Below are 16,604 nucleotides of genomic sequence, written 5' to 3'. Positions count from 1 at the left end.
CAGCCCGGAGGCCGTGCGGCCCACCGAACGGAAGCGACCCGATGCACCATTATCTCGATTTCGAAAAGCCGATCTCGGATCTCGAGGGCAAGATCCACGAGCTCAAGAAGATCGCGTCCGAGGACGAGAGCATCGACACGAGCGAAGAGATCGAACGCCTGGAAGCGCGCGCGCGCGAGGCCATGGTCGAGATCTATTCCAAGCTGTCTCCCTGGCAGAAGACGCAGGTCGCGCGCCATCCGCAGCGTCCGCATTTCCAGGACTATGCCGAGGGGCTGTTTACCGAATTCACGCCGCTTGCCGGCGACCGCAAGTTTGCCGAGGACGCGGCCATCCAGGCGGGCCTCGCCCGCTTCCGCGGCATGCCCGTGGCCGTGATCGGCCAGGAAAAGGGCAATGACACGAAGTCGCGCATCAAGCACAATTTCGGCAGCGCCCGGCCGGAAGGCTACCGCAAGGCGATCCGCATCATGGAAATGGCGGACCGCTTCAACCTGCCGCTGATCACGCTGATCGACACCGCCGGCGCCTATCCGGGCGTTGGGGCCGAAGAACGCGGCCAGGCGGAAGCCATCGCCCGTTCGACCGAAATGTGCCTCGCCGTCAAGGTGCCGATCATTTCGGTCGTGCTCGGCGAAGGCGGTTCGGGCGGCGCGATCGCGATTGCGACCGGCAACCGCGTCTATATGCTGGAACATGCGATCTATTCGGTGATTTCGCCCGAAGGTGCGGCTTCCATTCTCTGGCGGGATTCGACCCGGGCCAAGGAAGCGGCCACCAATATGAAGATCACGGCCGAGGACCTGAAGGGCTTCGGCATCGTCGACGGCATCATCGAGGAGCCGGTCGGCGGCGCGCATCGCGATCCGGGCGCCGTCATCGAGCGCACCGGCTCGGTGATCGCCGATGCTCTCAAAGACCTTTCCGGCCTGAAGGGCACCGAGCTGCGCAACAGCCGGCGCGAGAAATATCTGGCCATCGGCCGTTCGCTCTAAGGCGCAGCCCGCCCCATCGCCGCCGCAATCGTCGCGCCTTCTGGCGCGGCCATGGCGGATGCCTCCGGATGGTTAGGGACTCGTAAACACTCGCAGCTTATTGATTCTTGCGGCAATCCCCGTTAGGGGAGAACCGCGTCCGATCTTTCGATGATGGGCTGATGCCGATGCGCCTGACACATCTTGCCGCCACTGCCGCGATCGCCGCCCTGCTCAGCGGCTGCACTGCCAGCGAGACCATGGTCGACAGTGTCGACGTCAATCTGAAGACGGTGACCAGCAAGGTCAATTACGAGCTGTCGGGCAAGATCGTCCAGAAGATGCAGGCCATGAACATGGCGAAGACCTCGCCGATCATGCTGCGCATCTTCAAGGAGGAAGGCGCGCTGGAGGTCTGGAAGGCCAATTCCGCCAACCGCTTCGAGAAGCTGCGCGAGTACAAGATCTGCGCTTGGTCCGGCAAGCTCGGCCCCAAGGTGAAGGAAGGCGACCGCCAGGCGCCCGAGGGTTATTATCCGCTGGCGCCGGGGCAGATGAACCCCAATTCGTCCTATTACCTGGCGATCAACACCGGCTTTCCGAACCAGTTCGACCGCGCCAATGGCCGGTTCGGCACCAATCTGATGATCCACGGCGCCTGCTCGTCCTCCGGCTGTTACTCGATGACGGACGAGCAGATGCAGGAGATCTTCGCGCTCGCGCGCGACGCCTTCAAGGGCGGGCAGAAGACCATCCAGCTGCAGGCACTGCCGTTCCGCATGACGGCGGAGAACATGGCGCGCCATCGCAATAGCCCGAATTTCGAGTTCTGGAAGAACCTGAAGGAAGGCTACGACCAGTTCGAGATCACCAAGAGGCCGCCGGAATTCGCGGTCTGCGAGAAGAAATACGTCTTCAACAAACAGATCGACGGCAAGCCGAACCCCACCGGCCAGTGCCCGGCGATGAGCACGCCGCCGGCCATGGAAATGGCCCTGGCGAGCTACAACAAGAAATATGACGAAGAGTATGGCAAGGCGCTGAAGAAGCTCGACGGGCTCGTCTGGTACGAGCCGACGGAGGCCGAGCGCAAGGCGATCGTCGCCAAACAGCGGGCCGGCCGCGAGCTCGCCTATGCGCCCACCGGCACCTCGCTCGATGCCGGCAAGCTGATGAAGGTCGCCGACCTCGAGAAGCAGGAGGCGCGGCGCGCCGAGCTCGAAGAAGCGCGCAAGGCGATCGAGATCCAGACGGCCGCCCTCGAGAAGACCACGCGCGGCGGCAAGTCCGTGCCGGTGCCGCAACAGAACCCGCTGCCGCGCCCCGTGCTTCAGGCCGAGGCCCCGGCTGCGGAGAATGCCGGCAATGGGTTCTTCGCCAGCCTCTTCAAGAAGAAGCAGCCGCTGACCACCGCCACGATCGATCCCGAAGCGGCCCCCCAGCCGACCGCGCCGACGACATCTCTGCCGGTGACGGTGGAAACACAGCAGGTGAAGGTGACACCACCCGCAGCCAAGGCCGTGGCGAGCGCGCAGAAGAAGCCGCTCCCCGGCCAGCCGCAGCCGGCCCCGGACGCGCAGGCCGCGCCGACCGCCGACCAGGCGATGCTGGACCAGCCGCCGACAGCGGACAAGAAGCCCTTCTGGAAGCTTTGGTAGGACAGGGCGCGTGAGCGACGAGGAAGGCGAGGTCTACGACCTCAAGGGGCTGAAATGCCCCCTCCCCGTCATGCGAACCCGCAAGCGCCTCTCCACCCTGCCTCCCGGCGCGCGCCTCACCATCCTCACCACCGACCCCCTCGCCACCCTGGACATCCCACATTTCTGCCGGGAGGAGGGCCATGCGCTGGAAGGCCAGGCGAAAGTGTCAAACGGGCACCGGTTTGTAATTCGGAAGGCTCTATAGCAGCAGCAAGCGCCTATGGCCTTGCGTCAAAAAGCACCGAGGCCTTGCTGACGCGTTTCTAAAGAGATCTTCGACCCTAGATCCTCAGCCCCGGCACCGCGAGCGGATTGTCTTCCAGGGCTGCGCGGTCCGGGCGGTCGATGGCGGGGGTGCCGGTGAAGGCGTCGAAGAGGTCGCGCACGAAGCTTTCCGCAAGGCCCTTGGTGATGATCACCATGCGGGTGCGGCGGTCCGCCGGATCCGGCCAGGCGGCAAGGCGCTGCGGTGGATGGAAGATCTGCTGGACGCCATGCAGCACCAGCGGCCGCTCCGGCTGCTCCGCCGTGCAGACGATTGCCTTCATGCGCAGGAGCTTTTCGCCATGGGCCGAGCGCAGCAGGTCGATGAACATGTCGAGCGCCATGGCGGAGATCGGCCGGTCGTGAACGATGCTGAAGGAGCGGATATCGGCGCCGTGCCGGTTCACGTCGTGGTGATGATGATGGTGGCCGTGGCCATGTGCGGCGGCGGCATGGCCATGGTCGTGATCATGTTGGTCAGCATGATCGTGATCATCATCATGCTCGTGATGGTGGCCATGATCTGCCTGTTCGTCCTCGTCCTGCAGCCAGCGGCTGACGTCGGGGATCTTGGTCGAGGCATCGTAAAGGCCGCACGCAAACAGCGTGCCTCGCGCCGCGTCCTCCCGGTCGCCATCGATCTGCGGCGCGCGGGGATTGAGGGCGTCCAGGCGGCCCTTGAGGCTTAGGAGCGTGTCCGGGCTCGCAAGGCCAGCCTTGCTGATGACGAGCCGGTCGGCCACCGCCACCTGCTTGACCGCTTCCTCATGATGATCGAGCGTGGAAAGCCCGTTCACGGCATCGACGACGGTGACGACGCCATCGAGGCAGTAGCTCTGGGCAACGATCGGATTGCCCATCACCGACTGCATGACCGGCGCCGGATCGGCAAGGCCGGTCGTCTCGATCACCACGCGTTTCAAGGGGTGGATGCGCCCGGTCTGCATGCGGTCCATCAGATCCGCCAGCGTATCGACCAGTTCGCCACGCACGGTGCAGCACAGGCAGCCGTCGGAAAGCTCGATCACGCCATCATTGGACGACTCGACCAGCAGGTGATCGAGCGAGACATCGCCGAACTCGTTGATGATGACGGCCGTGTCCGCCAGTGCGGGATCGCGGAGCAGGCGATTGAGCAGCGTCGTCTTGCCGGCGCCAAGGAAGCCGGTGAGGATCGAGACGGGAACGGGATCGAAGGCAGCGAGCGGCATGGGTCAAAGCGCCGGCTTGGGCTGCGGGATCGGGATATTGGCGAGATCGCCCTGCCCTTCGGCCGGCCCGCCGGCATCGGCCGCCGCGGGAACCGACCCAGGGATCAGGCCAGCCTCGACAAGCTGCAGCGGGCGGTTGATCTCGTGGATGAAGGGGGACAGCAGCTTCTGGCGGCCGGCCTCGTCGCGGCCCTCGCTGCGCACCTTGGCGGCGCTGGCCGAGCAGATCTGCTTGGAGATATCCGCAGTCACATCCCGCGTTTCGCCATAGGGGGCGATCTGGCCGAGGCTCGGCTTGGCCGCGCCGTTTTCCGTCAGCGCCATCTGCATCAGCCGCGCCGATTCGTCGGCGCGGGCTCCCAGGCTCTCCGCACCGAGCACGACGGAGACGACGCTGCGGCCGTTCCTTGTGGCGGAGGAGACCTGGTTGAAGCCCGAGGCGCAGATGAAGCCGGTCTTCATGCCGTCCGCCCCGTCGAAACGGCCGATCAGCATGTTGTAGTTCGGGTAGCTTTTCTTGCCCGTCGTGAAGCCTTCATAGGCGAAGTAGGGCGCATATTGCGGAAACTCGCGCTTGATGGTGATGGCGAGAACCGCAAGGTCGCGCGCCGTCGTATATTGGCCCGGCGCCGGCAGCCCGTTCGGATTGACGAAATGCGAGTTCGACATGCCGATGCGTGCGGCCTCGGCATTCATCTGCGCGACAAAAGCCGGCTCGGAGCCGGCGACCGTCTCGCCAATGGCGACCGCGATATCGTTGGCCGATTTGATGAGCATCATCTTCAAGGCGCTGTCGAGCGTCATCTTCGAACCGGGCTTGAAGAACATCTTGCTCGGCGGCTCGGCCGCGGCGTTCTTCGTCATCACCACGGGCGAGTCCAGCGTCAGCTGGCCGGACTTGATGGCGCGAAACGTGGTATAGGCCGTCATCAGCTTGGTCAGCGACGCGGGATACCAGCGTTGGAAGATATCCTGCTGCTCATAGACCTTGAGCGAGTTGATATCGACCACCAGGCGCGGATTGGCCTCGGCGGAGGCGGCGGTGGCGAGAGCCGACAGGGCAGTCAGGAGCGCCACGACGGCACCGCGTCCACAGGTCTTCATTCCGGATAAATGCACGATCAGTCCTCGAATTTTAGCAGCATTGCGGCGGGCGATCGGTCCGCAGCGCGGCAATCCCCGGTTTGCGTCGCGCACTTGGTCACGCGCCGTCTTCCGGCCGGCGAGGGACGGCGAACCATTTCTGGCATTGCCTCGCAGGGTGCCGGTATTTAACCTATATGGCGCTGTGAAGGCAAAGCCATTTGCGGCTTTCACCGTGACCGACCCACAGGACGCTCGACCCATGCCTATTCTCAACCGTGCCGCCGAACTCCAGGACGAGGTCACGGAATGGCGCCGCCATATCCATTCCCGGCCCGGCTTGCTCTATGCCGTGGAAGAGACCGCATCCTTCGTGGCCGAGAAGCTGCGGGGCTTCGGCGTCGACGAGGTGGTGACCGGGATCGGGCGCACGGGCGTCGTCGGCCTGATCCGCGGGCGCCTGGGTGACGGGCCGGCAATCGGCCTGCGCGCCGACATGGACGCCCTGCCGATGACCGAGACGACGGGCAAGCCCTATGCCTCGACCGTACCCGGAAAGATGCATGCCTGCGGCCATGACGGGCACACCGCCATGCTGCTCGGCGCGGCCAAATACCTGGCCGAAACGCGCAACTTCAAGGGCGCGGTCGCCGTCATCTTCCAGCCGGCCGAAGAGGGCGGCGCGGGTGGCGATGCCATGGTCAAGGACGGGATGATGGAGCGCTTCGGCATTGCCGAGGTCTATGGCATGCACAATCTGCCGGGCATGCCGCTTGGTCATTTCGGCACCCGCCCCGGCCCGGTCATGGCATCGACCGACGAGTTTTCCATCACCATCGATGGCCGCGGCGGCCACGCGGCCCAGCCGCACCGCACGGTCGACCCGATCGTGCTCGGCGCGCAGATCGTCACCGCGCTACAGACGATCGCCTCGCGCTCGGCCGATCCCTTGGCCTCCGTCGTCGTATCGGTGACCAAGTTCCATGCCGGCTTTGCCCACAATATCATTCCCGAGCAGGCGAAGCTGGCCGGCACGGTGCGCACCCTGATGCCGGACACGCGCGACCTGGCCGAGCGGCGGATCCGCGAGATCGCCGGAGGCCTTGCCGCCGCCTTCGGTGCGACGATCCACGTGCATTACGACCGCAACTATCCGGTGACCGTCAACCACCCGCGCGAGACGGAGCATGCCGTGGAAGCCGCTGCCGCGGTTGCCGGGCCGGCCCAGGTTTCGGCCACGCTCGACCCGATGATGGGCGGGGAGGATTTCTCCTACATGCTGCTTGCGCGCCCGGGCGCCTTCGTCTTCATCGGCAATGGTGAAACGGCGGGCCTGCACAATCCAGCTTATGACTTCAACGACGAAGCGATTCCGCACGGCATTTCCTACTGGGTGAAGCTCGCCGAAACGCGGCTGGCTGCCTGAGACACGCATGAGCGGCATCGACAAGATCGACCGGAAGATCCTTTCGATCCTCCAGGGTGACGGGCGCATCACCAATCTCGAACTGTCCGAGCGCGTGGGGCTCTCCCCCACGGCCACCAGCGAGCGGATGCGCCGTCTCCTGAAGGAGGGCTATGTCTCGGGGTTCGGCGCGCGGCTCGATCCGCAGCGGCTTGGCTTCGGCCTGCTCGTCTTCATCGAGGTGATGCTCGACAAGACGACGCCGGAGGTGTTCGACACCTTTGCCGAGGCGATCCGCAAATCGCCCTCGGTGATCGAGTGCCATATGGTGGCAGGCGGGTTCGACTATCTGGTCAAGACCAGGTTCGAGGACATGAGCGCCTATCGCAATTTCCTCGGCCAGTTTCTCTGGACCCTGCAGGGCGTGAAGGAAACGCGCACCTATGCTGTGATGGAGGAAATCAAGAACGACGGCCCGCTGCCGCTTCTTTAGTCCTGCCTCATTTCCTTGCACTGCAACAACTTTCGCACAAGCTTTTCTGTTTTAGAGTTTTCTTGTTGAGAGATTGTGATAGGCGAGCGAGGGAAGGCATGGCGGAGCAAGCCGAGCAGAAGCCGAAGGCCGGCCAGCCGGAGAGACGCGCGACACCGCGCGCCATGCGGGCCCTGACCGAGCGGATCGGCACCGAAGTCGACAAGTTCGGCCGGGAGAACGAAGAGATCGTTCGCCAGATCCGGCTGCTCGGCATCAATGCCAGTATCGAGGCAGCGCGCGCCGGCGAGATCGGCCGCGGCTTTGCCGTCGTGGCGCAGGAGGTGCAACGGCTGGCCGGCGTTTCCGCCAGCGTTGCGGCAGCGTTTCAGAAGGAGGTGCTGGAGCGGGTGCTGCTGGGGCGCAGCATGGCGGATGAGCTCGTGCACCAGATGGAGGGCATCCGCCTCGTCGACCTGGCGCAGACCCTGGTGCAGCTGATCGTCCGCAACCTCTTCGAGCGCACGGCCGACGTGCGGTGGTGGGCCACCGACACCGCGCTGTGGGAAGCGCTGGAACGACCCGACGCAGCCCGCAACGCCTTCGCCGCAGAGCGCCTCGGCGTCATCAACCGCTTCTACACCGTCTATCTCGACCTGGTGATGGTCGACCGGGCGGGACGGGCCATAGCCTCCGCCAATCCACGGTTTCGCAAGACCATTCTCGGGCGCGATCTCTCGAATGAGCCTTGGGTCAAGGCGGCCATGGGCACGCACAGCGGCGACGACTATATCGTCGATGTCGTCAAGCCGAGCCCGCTGCACGGCAATGCCGATGCGCTGGTTTACGCAACCGGGATCCGCGGCGGCGGCAAGACGGACGGAGCGCTGCTCGGTGCGTTGGGCGTCTATTTCGACTGGGCAAACCAGGGCCAGTCGATCGTGCGCAAGGAGGCGAATATTCCCGAAGCGGACGAGGAGCGCACCACGGTGCTGCTGCTCGACGGCCAGGGCATGGTGATCGCCGCTTCCCGGGCGGACCTCGTCTATACCCGATTTGCGCTGAGCCCGCCGCAGAAGGCCCCGCGCGGCAGCTATTATATGAGCGACGGCACGCTCGTCGCCTATGCCGAGACGCTTGGCTACGAAGATTACAGCGGGCTGGGCTGGAGCGGCGTCGTCATCCAGCGGCAGGAAAAGGACGAGGACATCAAGCGCCGGTTGGCGCTGTGAGAGCGCCGGCGCGGAGCGGACCCCGCGCCGGCAGGCTGGTCAGATCGTCGCCGTGTCGATGACGAAACGATAGCGGACATCGCTCTTCAGCACGCGCTCATAGGCCTCGTTGACCTGATCCATGCGGATCATTTCGATCTCCGAGACGATGTTGTGCTCGCCGCAGAAGTCGAGCATTTCCTGCGTTTCCTTGATCGAGCCGATCATCGAGCCGGCCAGGCTGCGGCGGCCGCCGACGAGGCCGAAGGCGTGAACCGGCACAGGGTTCTCCGGAATGCCGAGAAGCACCATCGCGCCATCGGGCTTCAAGAGCGACAGATAGGCGTTCCAATCGATTTCGGCCGAGACCGTGCAGAGGATCAGGTCGAAGCTGCCGGCAAGCGCCTTGAAGGTTTCCGGGTCCTTGGTCGCATAATAATGCGTGGCGCCGAGCTTCAGCCCGTCTTCCTTCTTGGAGAGCGACTGGCTGAGCACGGTGACTTCCGCACCGAGCGCTGCGCCGAGCTTGACGCCCATATGGCCGAGACCGCCCATGCCGACGACGGCGACCTTCTTGCCCGGGCCCGCCTGCCAGTGCTTGAGCGGCGAATAGAGCGTGATGCCGGCGCACAGAAGCGGCGCGGTGGCCGCAAAATCCAGATTGTCGGGGATGGAGAGCGCATAGTCCTCCTTCACGACGATCGAGTCGGAATAGCCGCCATAGGTCGGGGTCTTTCCGTCCGCCTCGTAGCCGTTATAGGTCGGCACCAGACCCGGCATATACTGTTCGCGGTCGAGATCACGGCTGGCGCAGGCGGTGCAGGAATTAACGAAGCAGCCGACGCCGGCCTTGTCGCCCGGCTTGAACTTGGTCACGTTCTTGCCGACGGCGGACACGATGCCGACGATTTCGTGGCCCGGAACCATGGGGTAGATCGAATTGCCCCACTCATTGCGAACCTGATGAATGTCGGAATGGCAGATGCCCGAAAACTTGATGTCGATGACGATATCGTCGTCATTCGGGGCCCGCCGTTCGAAGGTGAAGGGCTGGAGGGGTTTCGACGCGTCGGTCGCGGCATATCCTCGTGCGAGAGCCATGCGGTGCATCCTTTCAGGAATGTCGGAGTAGCGCCGGCATCATGCGCGTAAAGCGGCGCGCACGCATCGTCCTTTCCTGCAAACTTCTTGCACGATCCTGCAAAAGGCACGTAGTGTCGTCTCGCCCGCACGCCCTCACAGGCGCAGACGGCAGCGCAGTTCGACATACCCGTTCAGGACCGTAATGGATCGCCGACAGACATTCATCGACCTCATCGCCCGCCACGCAGCCACCGTTGGCGACCACCGGACCGCCGTGCCCGGCCTGACGCTGCATCGCTATTCCGGCGATGGCGCAATGGCCTGCGGGCAGTACAAGCCGAGCTTCGCCCTGATTGCCCAGGGCGCCAAGCGCGTGCTGCTCGGCAACGAGGCCTATCTCTATGGCGGGCAGGACTATCTGCTGACCTCCTTCGACCTGCCGGTCTCCTCGCAGATCATCGCCGCCTCGCCTGACAAGCCCTATCTGTCCCTGGTGTTCGAGATCGACCCTCTGCGAATCCCCGCCGTTCTGCAGCGTCTCGGCACGGTGGTTGCGCCGGCGCCTGTTTCCCCGCGTGGAATGAGTGTCGCACCGCTGACGGAGGAGCTTGAAGAGGCCGCATTGCGGCTCCTGCGGCTCATCGAGCGTCCCGAAGAAATTCCGGTTCTCCTGCCGCTGATCGAGCAGGAGCTGATCTTCCGCCTGCTCATCGGCCCGCATGGCGCGCGGCTGCGGCAGATGGCGGCGGCGGAGAGCCAATCGCAGCAGATCAGCCGCGCCTGTCTTTGGCTGAAGGAGCATTACCACCTGCCGCTGCGGATCGAGGATCTCGCGCGTCGGGTGAGCATGAGCGTGTCTTCGCTCCACCACCATTTCAAGGCGATCACCGCCATGAGCCCGATGCAGTACCAGAAGCAACTGCGCCTGCAGGAGGCGCGGCGGCTGATGGTGGAGCAGCTGCTGGATGCCGGCAGCGCCGGCCGGCAAGTCGGCTACGAGAGCCCCTCGCAATTTTCTCGCGAATATGCCCGCCAGTTCGGAGCGCCGCCGCTGCGCGATGCCGGGCGGCTGCGCCGCGGCTTTGCCGAGATCATGCGCGCAGAGGAAGAACTGCTGAGCGACGGGTAAGCCATCGACGAATGCTCAATGGTGCGATCAGCAGTGGGTTAGCACCGCTTGACAGTATATTTTATACATTTTATGGTGCGTCATCCTTCGCCACATTGGGAGACCTGAGCATGGCACCGAAAATCAGCTGGTCGGGTGTGTTCCCCGCCGTCACCACGCAGTTCAAGCCCGATTTCTCGCTCGATCTGCCGGCCACCCATGCCGTGATCGACAATCTGGTGCGCGATGGCGTTTCCGGGCTGATCGTGTGCGGCACGGTGGGCGAAAACACCTCGCTGTCGCGCAAGGAAAAGATCGCCGTCATGGAAACCGCGAAGGACGCAGCCAAGGGCCGTGTCCCTGTCATCTGCGGCATTGCGGAATTTACGACCGAGCATGCCTCGGCGGTGGCCCGCGATGCGGCCCGCATCGGCCTTGACGGCGTCATGGTCATGCCGGCGCTCGTCTACTCCTCCAAGCCGCATGAAACGGCCGAGCATTTCCGCGGCGTTTCCAAGGCGACGGACCTGCCCGTCATGGTCTACAACAACCCGCCGATCTACAAGAACGATGTGACGCCGGCGATCCTCGGCTCGCTCGCCGATTGCGAGACCATCGTCTGCTTCAAGGATTCCTCCGGCGACACCCGCCGCTTTACCGATGTGAAGAACATGGTGGGCGACCGCTTCGTGATGTTTGCCGGCCTCGACGACGTGGTGGTCGAGAGCGTGATGCTGGGTGCTGCCGGCTGGATCTCCGGCATGTCCAATGCCTTCCCGCAGGAAGGCGAAACCCTGTTCCGCCTCGCCAAGGCCGGACGCTATGCCGAGGCGATCGCCCTTTACGACTGGTTCATGCCGCTGCTGCATCTCGATGCCCGTCCGGACCTCGTCCAGTGCATCAAGCTCTGCGAGGAAATCGTCGGCCGCGGCTCGGCCCTGACGCGGCCCCCGCGCCTGGCGCTTCTGCCGCATGAGCGCAAGGAGGTCGAGGCGATCATGGAGACCGCGCTCGCCACCCGCCCGAGCCTTCCCGAGGTCGGCCTCGCCAAGGCGGCCTGAGGCTTCGTAAGGGCAGAACGCAGCGTCCGGCTTGAGGCCGGGCCGCAGGCGCGCTAGCACAGTGCACCGCCAAGCCGAGCGGCCCCGCCAGGGGCCGTTCCCCGTTTGGCGGATGAGACCGGGCACTCGAATGCCCCGCCGGAGCCGATGATGACCGATACCGTTCGCCTGTCCCTCGCCGATGCCCGCACCCTGGCACGCGATGCCTTCCGCAAAGCCGGGCTGACAGAGGCCCATGCCGAGGCGCTGACCGATACGGTGATGGCCGGGCAGCGGGACGAATGCCATTCGCACGGGCTTTATCGCGTGCTCGGCTGCGTGCGCACGGTCAAGGAGGGGAAGGTCGATCCGCGGGCTGTGCCGGAGGTGAAGGATACGGCACCGTCGATCGTCACCGTCGATGCCCGCTACGGCTATTCGCCGCTCGCCTTCCGGCAGGGCCTGCCGCATCTCGTCGAGAAAGCCCGCACCCAAGGGGTCGCGGCCTTGGCCATCAACAATTGCTTCCATTTCTCGGCTCTTTGGCCGGAGGTCGAGCTCATCGCCGCCGAGGGCCTTGCCGCCCTGGCGCTCACCCCCAGCCATGCCTGGGTGGCGCCGGCCGGCGGCACCAAAGGCGTGTTCGGCACGAACCCGATCGCCTTCGCCTGGCCGCGGCCAGGCCCCTTCCCCTTCGTCTTCGATTTCGCAACCAGCGCATCGGCGCGCGGCGAGATCGAACTGCATCGCCGCGCCGGCAAGCCGATCCCGGAGGGATGGGCGATCGATGCCGAGGGCGCGCCGACAACCGATCCGGCTGCCGCGCTCGCCGGCGCCATGCTGACCTTTGGCGGGCACAAGGGTTCGGCGCTCTCCGCCATGGTGGAGCTCCTGGCAGGACCGCTGATCGGCGACATGACGAGCGCGGAATCCATGGCTTTCGATGCCGGCGTCGGCGCCGCACCCTGCCATGGCGAATTGCTGATCGCTTTCAACCCCACGTCCTTTCTCGGCGCGGCGGCGACGCAAAATATCGAGCGGGCGGAAGCGCTGTTCGACGCAATCCTCGGCCAGGGCGCCCGCCTGCCTTCGCAGCGTCGCTACGAGGCGCGCCAGCGCACCGAGACGAGCGGCGAAATCGAGATTCCGAAGGCGCTTTACGACGATCTGACGGCGCTGGTCGCTTGACCAGGGACCGGCAGCCTTCCCTTAGGCGGCGCGGCGCCACTCGCGCCGGCCGATCACGATGGTTGCCGCCGCCAGCATGGCAGCGAGCGAGAACCAGGTGATGGCGTAGACGAGGTGGTTGTTGGGGAAGACGACCCGGGTCAGGCCGCCGATCGGATAACCGCCCTGGTTTGGTGCGCCATCGGCATCGATGAAATAGGGCGCCACATCGCCGATGCCGCGCGCTGCCGCAATGGCTGCGACATCGCGGGAATACCACCGGTCCTCGCCCGGCACATTGCTGCGGAGAAAACCGCCGCCGGGTTCGCTCAGGCGCAGCAGGCCGGTCACGGTCTGGGGTCCCGCCCCGTTGCTCTCGAGGCGGCTTTCGACCGCGCGGCGATCCGGCGGCACGAAGCCGCGGTTGATGAGGATCGTGGTGCCCTCCGCCTGCACGAGCGGCGTAATGACCCAGAAGCCGGGGCCCCGCTCGGTCGAGGCCTGCACCAGCGCTTCCTTCTCGTGCTGGAATGTGCCGGAAACAGTGACGTGCCGATACTCGTCAGAATCCGCCGTGATGGCGCTCCATGCCTCCCGGGCAGGGGGCGCGACGGGGGCAGCGGCAACGCGCGCGTCGACACGGGCGATGAGATCGAGCTTCCAGCCTAGCCGCTGGACCTGCCAGGTCCCGAGGGCGAGGAGAACGATCATTAGAAACAGCGAAATTCCGCCGAGGACGGCGAGCGACCGCTTCGAGCGGCGCTCGTCCTCCGGCTGCCGCCCGGCAGCCGCATTCGGCTGCCGGTTCATGTCAGGGGACATTGCGCATCATGTCCGGGGACATGGGCATCATGTTCGTGTTCAGGTGGTGCATGACCCAGAGCGAGCCCGACAGGGCGATGGCGATGATCACCAGCGTGAAGATCAGCGCCATCATGGTCCAGCCACCCTCAGACTTTGAGTTCATGTGCAGGAAGTAGACCATGTGCACGACGATCTGGATGACGGCGAAGACCATCACCAGCGCGGCGGTCACGGCCTTGTTCTCGAACACGCCAGCCATGACCAGCCAGAAGGGAATGGCCGTCAGGATGACCGAGAGCACGAAGCCCGTCATATAGCCTTTGAAGGAGCCGTGGCCGGCCTCATGGCCGTGGCTATGGCCGTGATGCGCCTCGTGCGCGTCTTCCGTAGCGGGAGCGTGCGTGGTCATCCGAGTACTCCGTTGAGATAGACGAGGGAGAAGACGCCGATCCAGATCACGTCGAGGAAGTGCCAGAACATGGACAGGCACATCAGGCGACGACGGTTTTCGACGGTCAACCCATACATCGACACCTGCACCATCAGCGTCACCAGCCAGATCACGCCGAAGGTGACATGCAGGCCGTGCGTGCCGACCAGGGTGAAGAAGGCCGACAGGAAGGCCGAGCGCTGCGGGCCGGCCCCTTCATGGATGAGGTGGATGAACTCGTAGATTTCGAGCCCGAGAAAGGCGAGACCAAACAGGCCGGTGATGCCGAGCCAGAACAGCGTCTCGGCTTTCGCCTTTCGCTCCATCTGCAGCATCGCAAATCCATAGGTGATGGACGAGAGCAGCAGCATGGAGGTGTTGATGGCCACCAGCGGCAGATCGAACAGATCGGCCGGCGACGGGCCGGCCGCATAGGAGCGGCCGAGCACGGCATAGGTGGCGAAAAGCACGGCGAAGATCAAGCAGTCGCTCATCAGATACAGCCAGAAGCCGAGGCCCGTGCTGTTTTCCGGATGATGGTCTTCGGTGAGATAGAAGACCGGCTTGTCTTTCGCGGCGCCGTGCGTGGCGGTGTGGGTTGGTGCGCTCATGGGTCAGCCCTGCCGAGCGAGCTGGCGGGTCCGCTCGCCTTCCGTCGCGACCACATCCTCTGCAGGAATATAGTAGTCGCGCTTGTAGTTGAACGTATGCCCGATCGAAACCGCGATCATGGCGACGAAGGAGACGATGGCGAGCCACCAGATGTACCAGATGATCGCGAAGGCAAGTGCCACGCTGATCCCGGCCAGGATGACGCCCGTGCCGGTGTTCTTCGGCATATGGATCGGGCGGAACCCGTCGACCGGACGCGAATAGCCGCGGCCCTTCATGTCGTACCAGCTGTCATGGTCGTAGATGACGGGCGTGAAAGCGAAGTTGTAGTCCGGCGGCGGCGAAGAGGTCGACCATTCGAGCGTCCTGCCGTTCCACGGATCGCCCGTGACATCGCGCAGCTCTTCCCGCTTCAGGAAGGACACGACGAGCTGGATGATGAAGGAGCCGATGCCGAGCGCGATCAGGACCGCGCCAAAGGCAGCGATGACGAACCAGATCTGCAGCGACGGATCCTCGAACTGGCTGAGGCGGCGCGTGACGCCCATCAGGCCGAGCACATAGAGCGGCATGAAGGCGAAGTAGAAGCCGGTGAGCCAGAACCAGAAGCTCATCTTGCCCCAGAACGGGTCGAGCTTGTACCCGAAGGCCTTCGGGTACCAGTAATTGACGCCGGCCAGCAGACCGAACACCACGCCGCCGATGATGACATTGTGGAAGTGGGCGATGAGGAACAGCGAATTGTGGAGCACGAAGTCGGCCGGGGGCACGGCGAGCAGGACGCCGGTCATGCCGCCGATGACGAAGGTGACCATGAAGCCGACCGTCCACAGCATTGGAACTTCGAACCGGATCCGGCCACGATACATGGTGAAGAGCCAGTTGAAGATCTTTGCTCCTGTAGGGATCGAGATGATCATCGTCGTGATGCCGAAGAAGGCATTGACGCTGGCGCCCGATCCCATGGTGAAGAAGTGGTGCAGCCAGACGATGTAGGAGAGAATGGTGATGACGACGGTGGCATAGACCATCGAGGCATAGCCGAACAGGCGCTTGCCGCAGAAGGTCGCCACGATCTCCGAGAAGATCCCGAAGGCCGGCAGGATCAGGATGTAGACTTCCGGGTGACCCCAGATCCAGATGAGGTTCACATACATCATCGGGTTGCCGCCGAGATCGTTTGTGAAGAAGTGCGTGCCGACATAGCGGTCAAGCGACAGCAGGGCGAGCGTTGCGGTCAGGATCGGGAACGAGGCGACGATCAGGATGTTGGTGCAGAGCGAGGTCCAGGTGAAGATCGGCATCTTCATCATGGTCATGCCCGGCGCGCGCATCTTGATGATGGTCGCGATGAGGTTGATGCCGGACAGCGTCGTGCCGACACCCGCCACCTGCAGGCCCCAGATGTAATAGTCCACCCCGACGCCCGGGCTGTAATCCGCGCCGGAGAGCGGCGGATAGGCGAGCCACCCCGTGCGGGCGAACTCCCCGACGAAGAGCGAGATCATGATGATCGCCGCACCGGCTGCCGTCATCCAGAAGGAGAAGTTGTTGAGGAACGGGAACGACACGTCGCGCGCACCGATCTGCAGCGGGACGACGAAGTTCATGAGACCGGTGACGAAGGGCATGGCCATGAAGAAGATCATGATCACGCCGTGGGCCGTGAAGACCTGGTCGTAATGATGCGGCGGCAGGAAGCCTTCGCTGCCATTGAAGGCGATGGCCTGCTGCGTCCGCATCATCAGCGCGTCGGCAAAGCCGCGCAGCAGCATGATCAGCGCCAGGATCACATACATGATGCCGATCTTCTTGTGGTCGACGCTCGTCAACCAATCCCGCCACAGGAGCCCCCAGAGGCGGAAATAGGTCAGAGCGCCGACGACCACGATGCCGCCCAAGGCGACGGCCGCGAAGGTTGCCACGAGAATGGGCTCATGGAGCGGAAAGGCATCGAGCGTCAGCCGCCCGAAGATCAGTGCCGATATGTCCTGGTTGGAAAACATGGTGAACCCTGTTCCTTCAGTTCCGCAACGCGCA

At 64.3% G+C, this 16,604-nt stretch carries 16 protein-coding genes; 9 read left to right on the top strand and 7 right to left on the bottom strand.

Going from position 1 to position 16,604, the window contains the following annotated elements:
* Positions 1-41 precede the first annotated feature (41 nt).
* The 3 genes from U8330_RS03370 to U8330_RS03360 all read left to right on the top strand — a co-directional run bounded on the left by U8330_RS03370 (position 42) and on the right by U8330_RS03360 (position 2,879).
* The gene (locus U8330_RS03370) at positions 42-995 is read left to right on the top strand and encodes an acetyl-CoA carboxylase carboxyltransferase subunit alpha (protein WP_323103743.1); all 954 of its coding nucleotides are present in this window, start codon (positions 42-44) and stop codon (positions 993-995) included.
* A gap of 167 nt (positions 996-1,162) precedes the next feature.
* Positions 1,163-2,632, top strand: coding sequence for a L,D-transpeptidase family protein (locus U8330_RS03365; RefSeq protein WP_323103742.1), 1,470 nt, complete (start codon positions 1,163-1,165; stop codon positions 2,630-2,632).
* A 10-nt stretch (positions 2,633-2,642) separates the two neighbouring features.
* Complete coding sequence (locus U8330_RS03360; RefSeq protein WP_323103741.1) at positions 2,643-2,879, top strand: sulfurtransferase TusA family protein; 237 nt, start codon at positions 2,643-2,645, stop codon at positions 2,877-2,879.
* Between the two features lie 76 nt (positions 2,880-2,955).
* Here U8330_RS03360 and U8330_RS03355 read toward each other — a convergent pair whose 3' ends face one another.
* The gene (locus U8330_RS03355; protein ID WP_323103740.1) at positions 2,956-4,149 is read right to left on the bottom strand and encodes a GTP-binding protein; all 1,194 of its coding nucleotides are present in this window, start codon (positions 4,147-4,149) and stop codon (positions 2,956-2,958) included.
* 3 nt (positions 4,150-4,152) lie between these two features.
* Positions 4,153-5,253: a D-alanyl-D-alanine carboxypeptidase family protein gene (locus tag U8330_RS03350; protein WP_323107129.1), complete on the bottom strand. Its 1,101-nt coding sequence runs from the start codon at positions 5,251-5,253 to the stop codon at positions 4,153-4,155.
* Positions 5,254-5,494: 241 nt separating this feature from the next.
* Between U8330_RS03350 and U8330_RS03345 the strand changes: the two genes are divergently transcribed.
* The 3 genes from U8330_RS03345 (at position 5,495) to U8330_RS03335 (ending at position 8,341) form a co-directional block, all read left to right on the top strand.
* Complete coding sequence (locus tag U8330_RS03345; protein WP_323103739.1) at positions 5,495-6,658, top strand: M20 aminoacylase family protein; 1,164 nt, start codon at positions 5,495-5,497, stop codon at positions 6,656-6,658.
* Between the two features lie 7 nt (positions 6,659-6,665).
* Positions 6,666-7,130, top strand: coding sequence for an Lrp/AsnC ligand binding domain-containing protein (locus U8330_RS03340; protein ID WP_323103738.1), 465 nt, complete (start codon positions 6,666-6,668; stop codon positions 7,128-7,130).
* A gap of 98 nt (positions 7,131-7,228) precedes the next feature.
* Positions 7,229-8,341, top strand: coding sequence for a methyl-accepting chemotaxis protein (locus U8330_RS03335; protein WP_323103737.1), 1,113 nt, complete (start codon positions 7,229-7,231; stop codon positions 8,339-8,341).
* A gap of 39 nt (positions 8,342-8,380) precedes the next feature.
* Here the strand turns inward: U8330_RS03335 and U8330_RS03330 are convergent, their stop codons facing one another.
* A complete protein-coding gene (locus U8330_RS03330; protein ID WP_323103736.1) occupies positions 8,381-9,421 on the bottom strand; it encodes an NAD(P)-dependent alcohol dehydrogenase in 1,041 nt (346 codons plus the stop codon).
* 184 nt (positions 9,422-9,605) lie between these two features.
* Here U8330_RS03330 and U8330_RS03325 point away from each other — a divergent pair, with 184 nt between their 5' ends.
* From U8330_RS03325 to U8330_RS03315, 3 genes are all read left to right on the top strand, one after another.
* Positions 9,606-10,532: an AraC family transcriptional regulator gene (locus U8330_RS03325; protein ID WP_323103735.1), complete on the top strand. Its 927-nt coding sequence runs from the start codon at positions 9,606-9,608 to the stop codon at positions 10,530-10,532.
* A 110-nt stretch (positions 10,533-10,642) separates the two neighbouring features.
* A complete protein-coding gene (locus U8330_RS03320; protein ID WP_323103734.1) occupies positions 10,643-11,572 on the top strand; it encodes a dihydrodipicolinate synthase family protein in 930 nt (309 codons plus the stop codon).
* 147 nt (positions 11,573-11,719) lie between these two features.
* A complete protein-coding gene (locus U8330_RS03315) occupies positions 11,720-12,739 on the top strand; it encodes an Ldh family oxidoreductase (protein WP_323103733.1) in 1,020 nt (339 codons plus the stop codon).
* Between the two features lie 21 nt (positions 12,740-12,760).
* Here U8330_RS03315 and U8330_RS03310 read toward each other — a convergent pair whose 3' ends face one another.
* Genes U8330_RS03310 through cyoB form a run of 4 tightly spaced genes read right to left on the bottom strand, consistent with a single transcriptional unit; the run spans position 12,761 to position 16,570 of the window.
* Positions 12,761-13,540 (bottom strand): SURF1 family protein, encoded by a 780-nt coding sequence (locus U8330_RS03310; RefSeq protein WP_416236808.1) that lies wholly within the window; start codon positions 13,538-13,540, stop codon positions 12,761-12,763.
* Positions 13,530-13,931 (bottom strand): cytochrome o ubiquinol oxidase subunit IV, encoded by a 402-nt coding sequence (gene cyoD, locus U8330_RS03305; RefSeq protein WP_323103732.1) that lies wholly within the window; start codon positions 13,929-13,931, stop codon positions 13,530-13,532. The genes U8330_RS03310 and cyoD overlap by 11 nt, the downstream gene beginning before the upstream one ends.
* Positions 13,928-14,563, bottom strand: coding sequence for a cytochrome o ubiquinol oxidase subunit III (cyoC, locus tag U8330_RS03300; RefSeq protein WP_323103731.1), 636 nt, complete (start codon positions 14,561-14,563; stop codon positions 13,928-13,930). Before cyoC ends, cyoD begins: the two co-directional genes overlap by 4 nt.
* Positions 14,564-14,566: 3 nt before the next feature.
* Complete coding sequence (cyoB, locus tag U8330_RS03295; protein WP_323103730.1) at positions 14,567-16,570, bottom strand: cytochrome o ubiquinol oxidase subunit I; 2,004 nt, start codon at positions 16,568-16,570, stop codon at positions 14,567-14,569.
* Positions 16,571-16,604 lie beyond the last annotated feature (34 nt).

It is taken from the genome of Rhizobium sp. CC-YZS058 (assembly GCF_034720595.1).
Taxonomy (GTDB): domain Bacteria; phylum Pseudomonadota; class Alphaproteobacteria; order Rhizobiales; family Rhizobiaceae; genus Ferranicluibacter.
Note: the sequence above shows the minus strand (reverse complement) of the source record. Positions and strands in the feature narration are given on the sequence as shown.

Bases quoted from the DNA above. Each gene is read 5' to 3' on its own strand.
- U8330_RS03345 (WP_323103739.1), top strand. From the start codon at position 5,495: ATGCCTATTCTCAACCGTGCCGCCGAACTCCAGGACGAGGTCACGGAA.
- U8330_RS03310 (WP_416236808.1), bottom strand. From the start codon at position 13,540: ATGTCCCCTGACATGAACCGGCAGCCGAATGCGGCTGCCGGGCGGCAG.
- U8330_RS03350 (WP_323107129.1), bottom strand. From the start codon at position 5,253: ATGAAGACCTGTGGACGCGGTGCCGTCGTGGCGCTCCTGACTGCCCTG.
- U8330_RS03355 (WP_323103740.1), bottom strand. From the start codon at position 4,149: ATGCCGCTCGCTGCCTTCGATCCCGTTCCCGTCTCGATCCTCACCGGC.
- U8330_RS03330 (WP_323103736.1), bottom strand. From the start codon at position 9,421: ATGGCTCTCGCACGAGGATATGCCGCGACCGACGCGTCGAAACCCCTC.
- U8330_RS03340 (WP_323103738.1), top strand. From the start codon at position 6,666: ATGAGCGGCATCGACAAGATCGACCGGAAGATCCTTTCGATCCTCCAG.
- U8330_RS03325 (WP_323103735.1), top strand. From the start codon at position 9,606: ATGGATCGCCGACAGACATTCATCGACCTCATCGCCCGCCACGCAGCC.
- U8330_RS03365 (WP_323103742.1), top strand. From the start codon at position 1,163: ATGCGCCTGACACATCTTGCCGCCACTGCCGCGATCGCCGCCCTGCTC.
- cyoC (WP_323103731.1), bottom strand. From the start codon at position 14,563: ATGAGCGCACCAACCCACACCGCCACGCACGGCGCCGCGAAAGACAAG.
- U8330_RS03315 (WP_323103733.1), top strand. From the start codon at position 11,720: ATGATGACCGATACCGTTCGCCTGTCCCTCGCCGATGCCCGCACCCTG.
- cyoB (WP_323103730.1), bottom strand. From the start codon at position 16,570: ATGTTTTCCAACCAGGACATATCGGCACTGATCTTCGGGCGGCTGACG.
- cyoD (WP_323103732.1), bottom strand. From the start codon at position 13,931: ATGACCACGCACGCTCCCGCTACGGAAGACGCGCACGAGGCGCATCAC.
- U8330_RS03320 (WP_323103734.1), top strand. From the start codon at position 10,643: ATGGCACCGAAAATCAGCTGGTCGGGTGTGTTCCCCGCCGTCACCACG.
- U8330_RS03370 (WP_323103743.1), top strand. From the start codon at position 42: ATGCACCATTATCTCGATTTCGAAAAGCCGATCTCGGATCTCGAGGGC.
- U8330_RS03335 (WP_323103737.1), top strand. From the start codon at position 7,229: ATGGCGGAGCAAGCCGAGCAGAAGCCGAAGGCCGGCCAGCCGGAGAGA.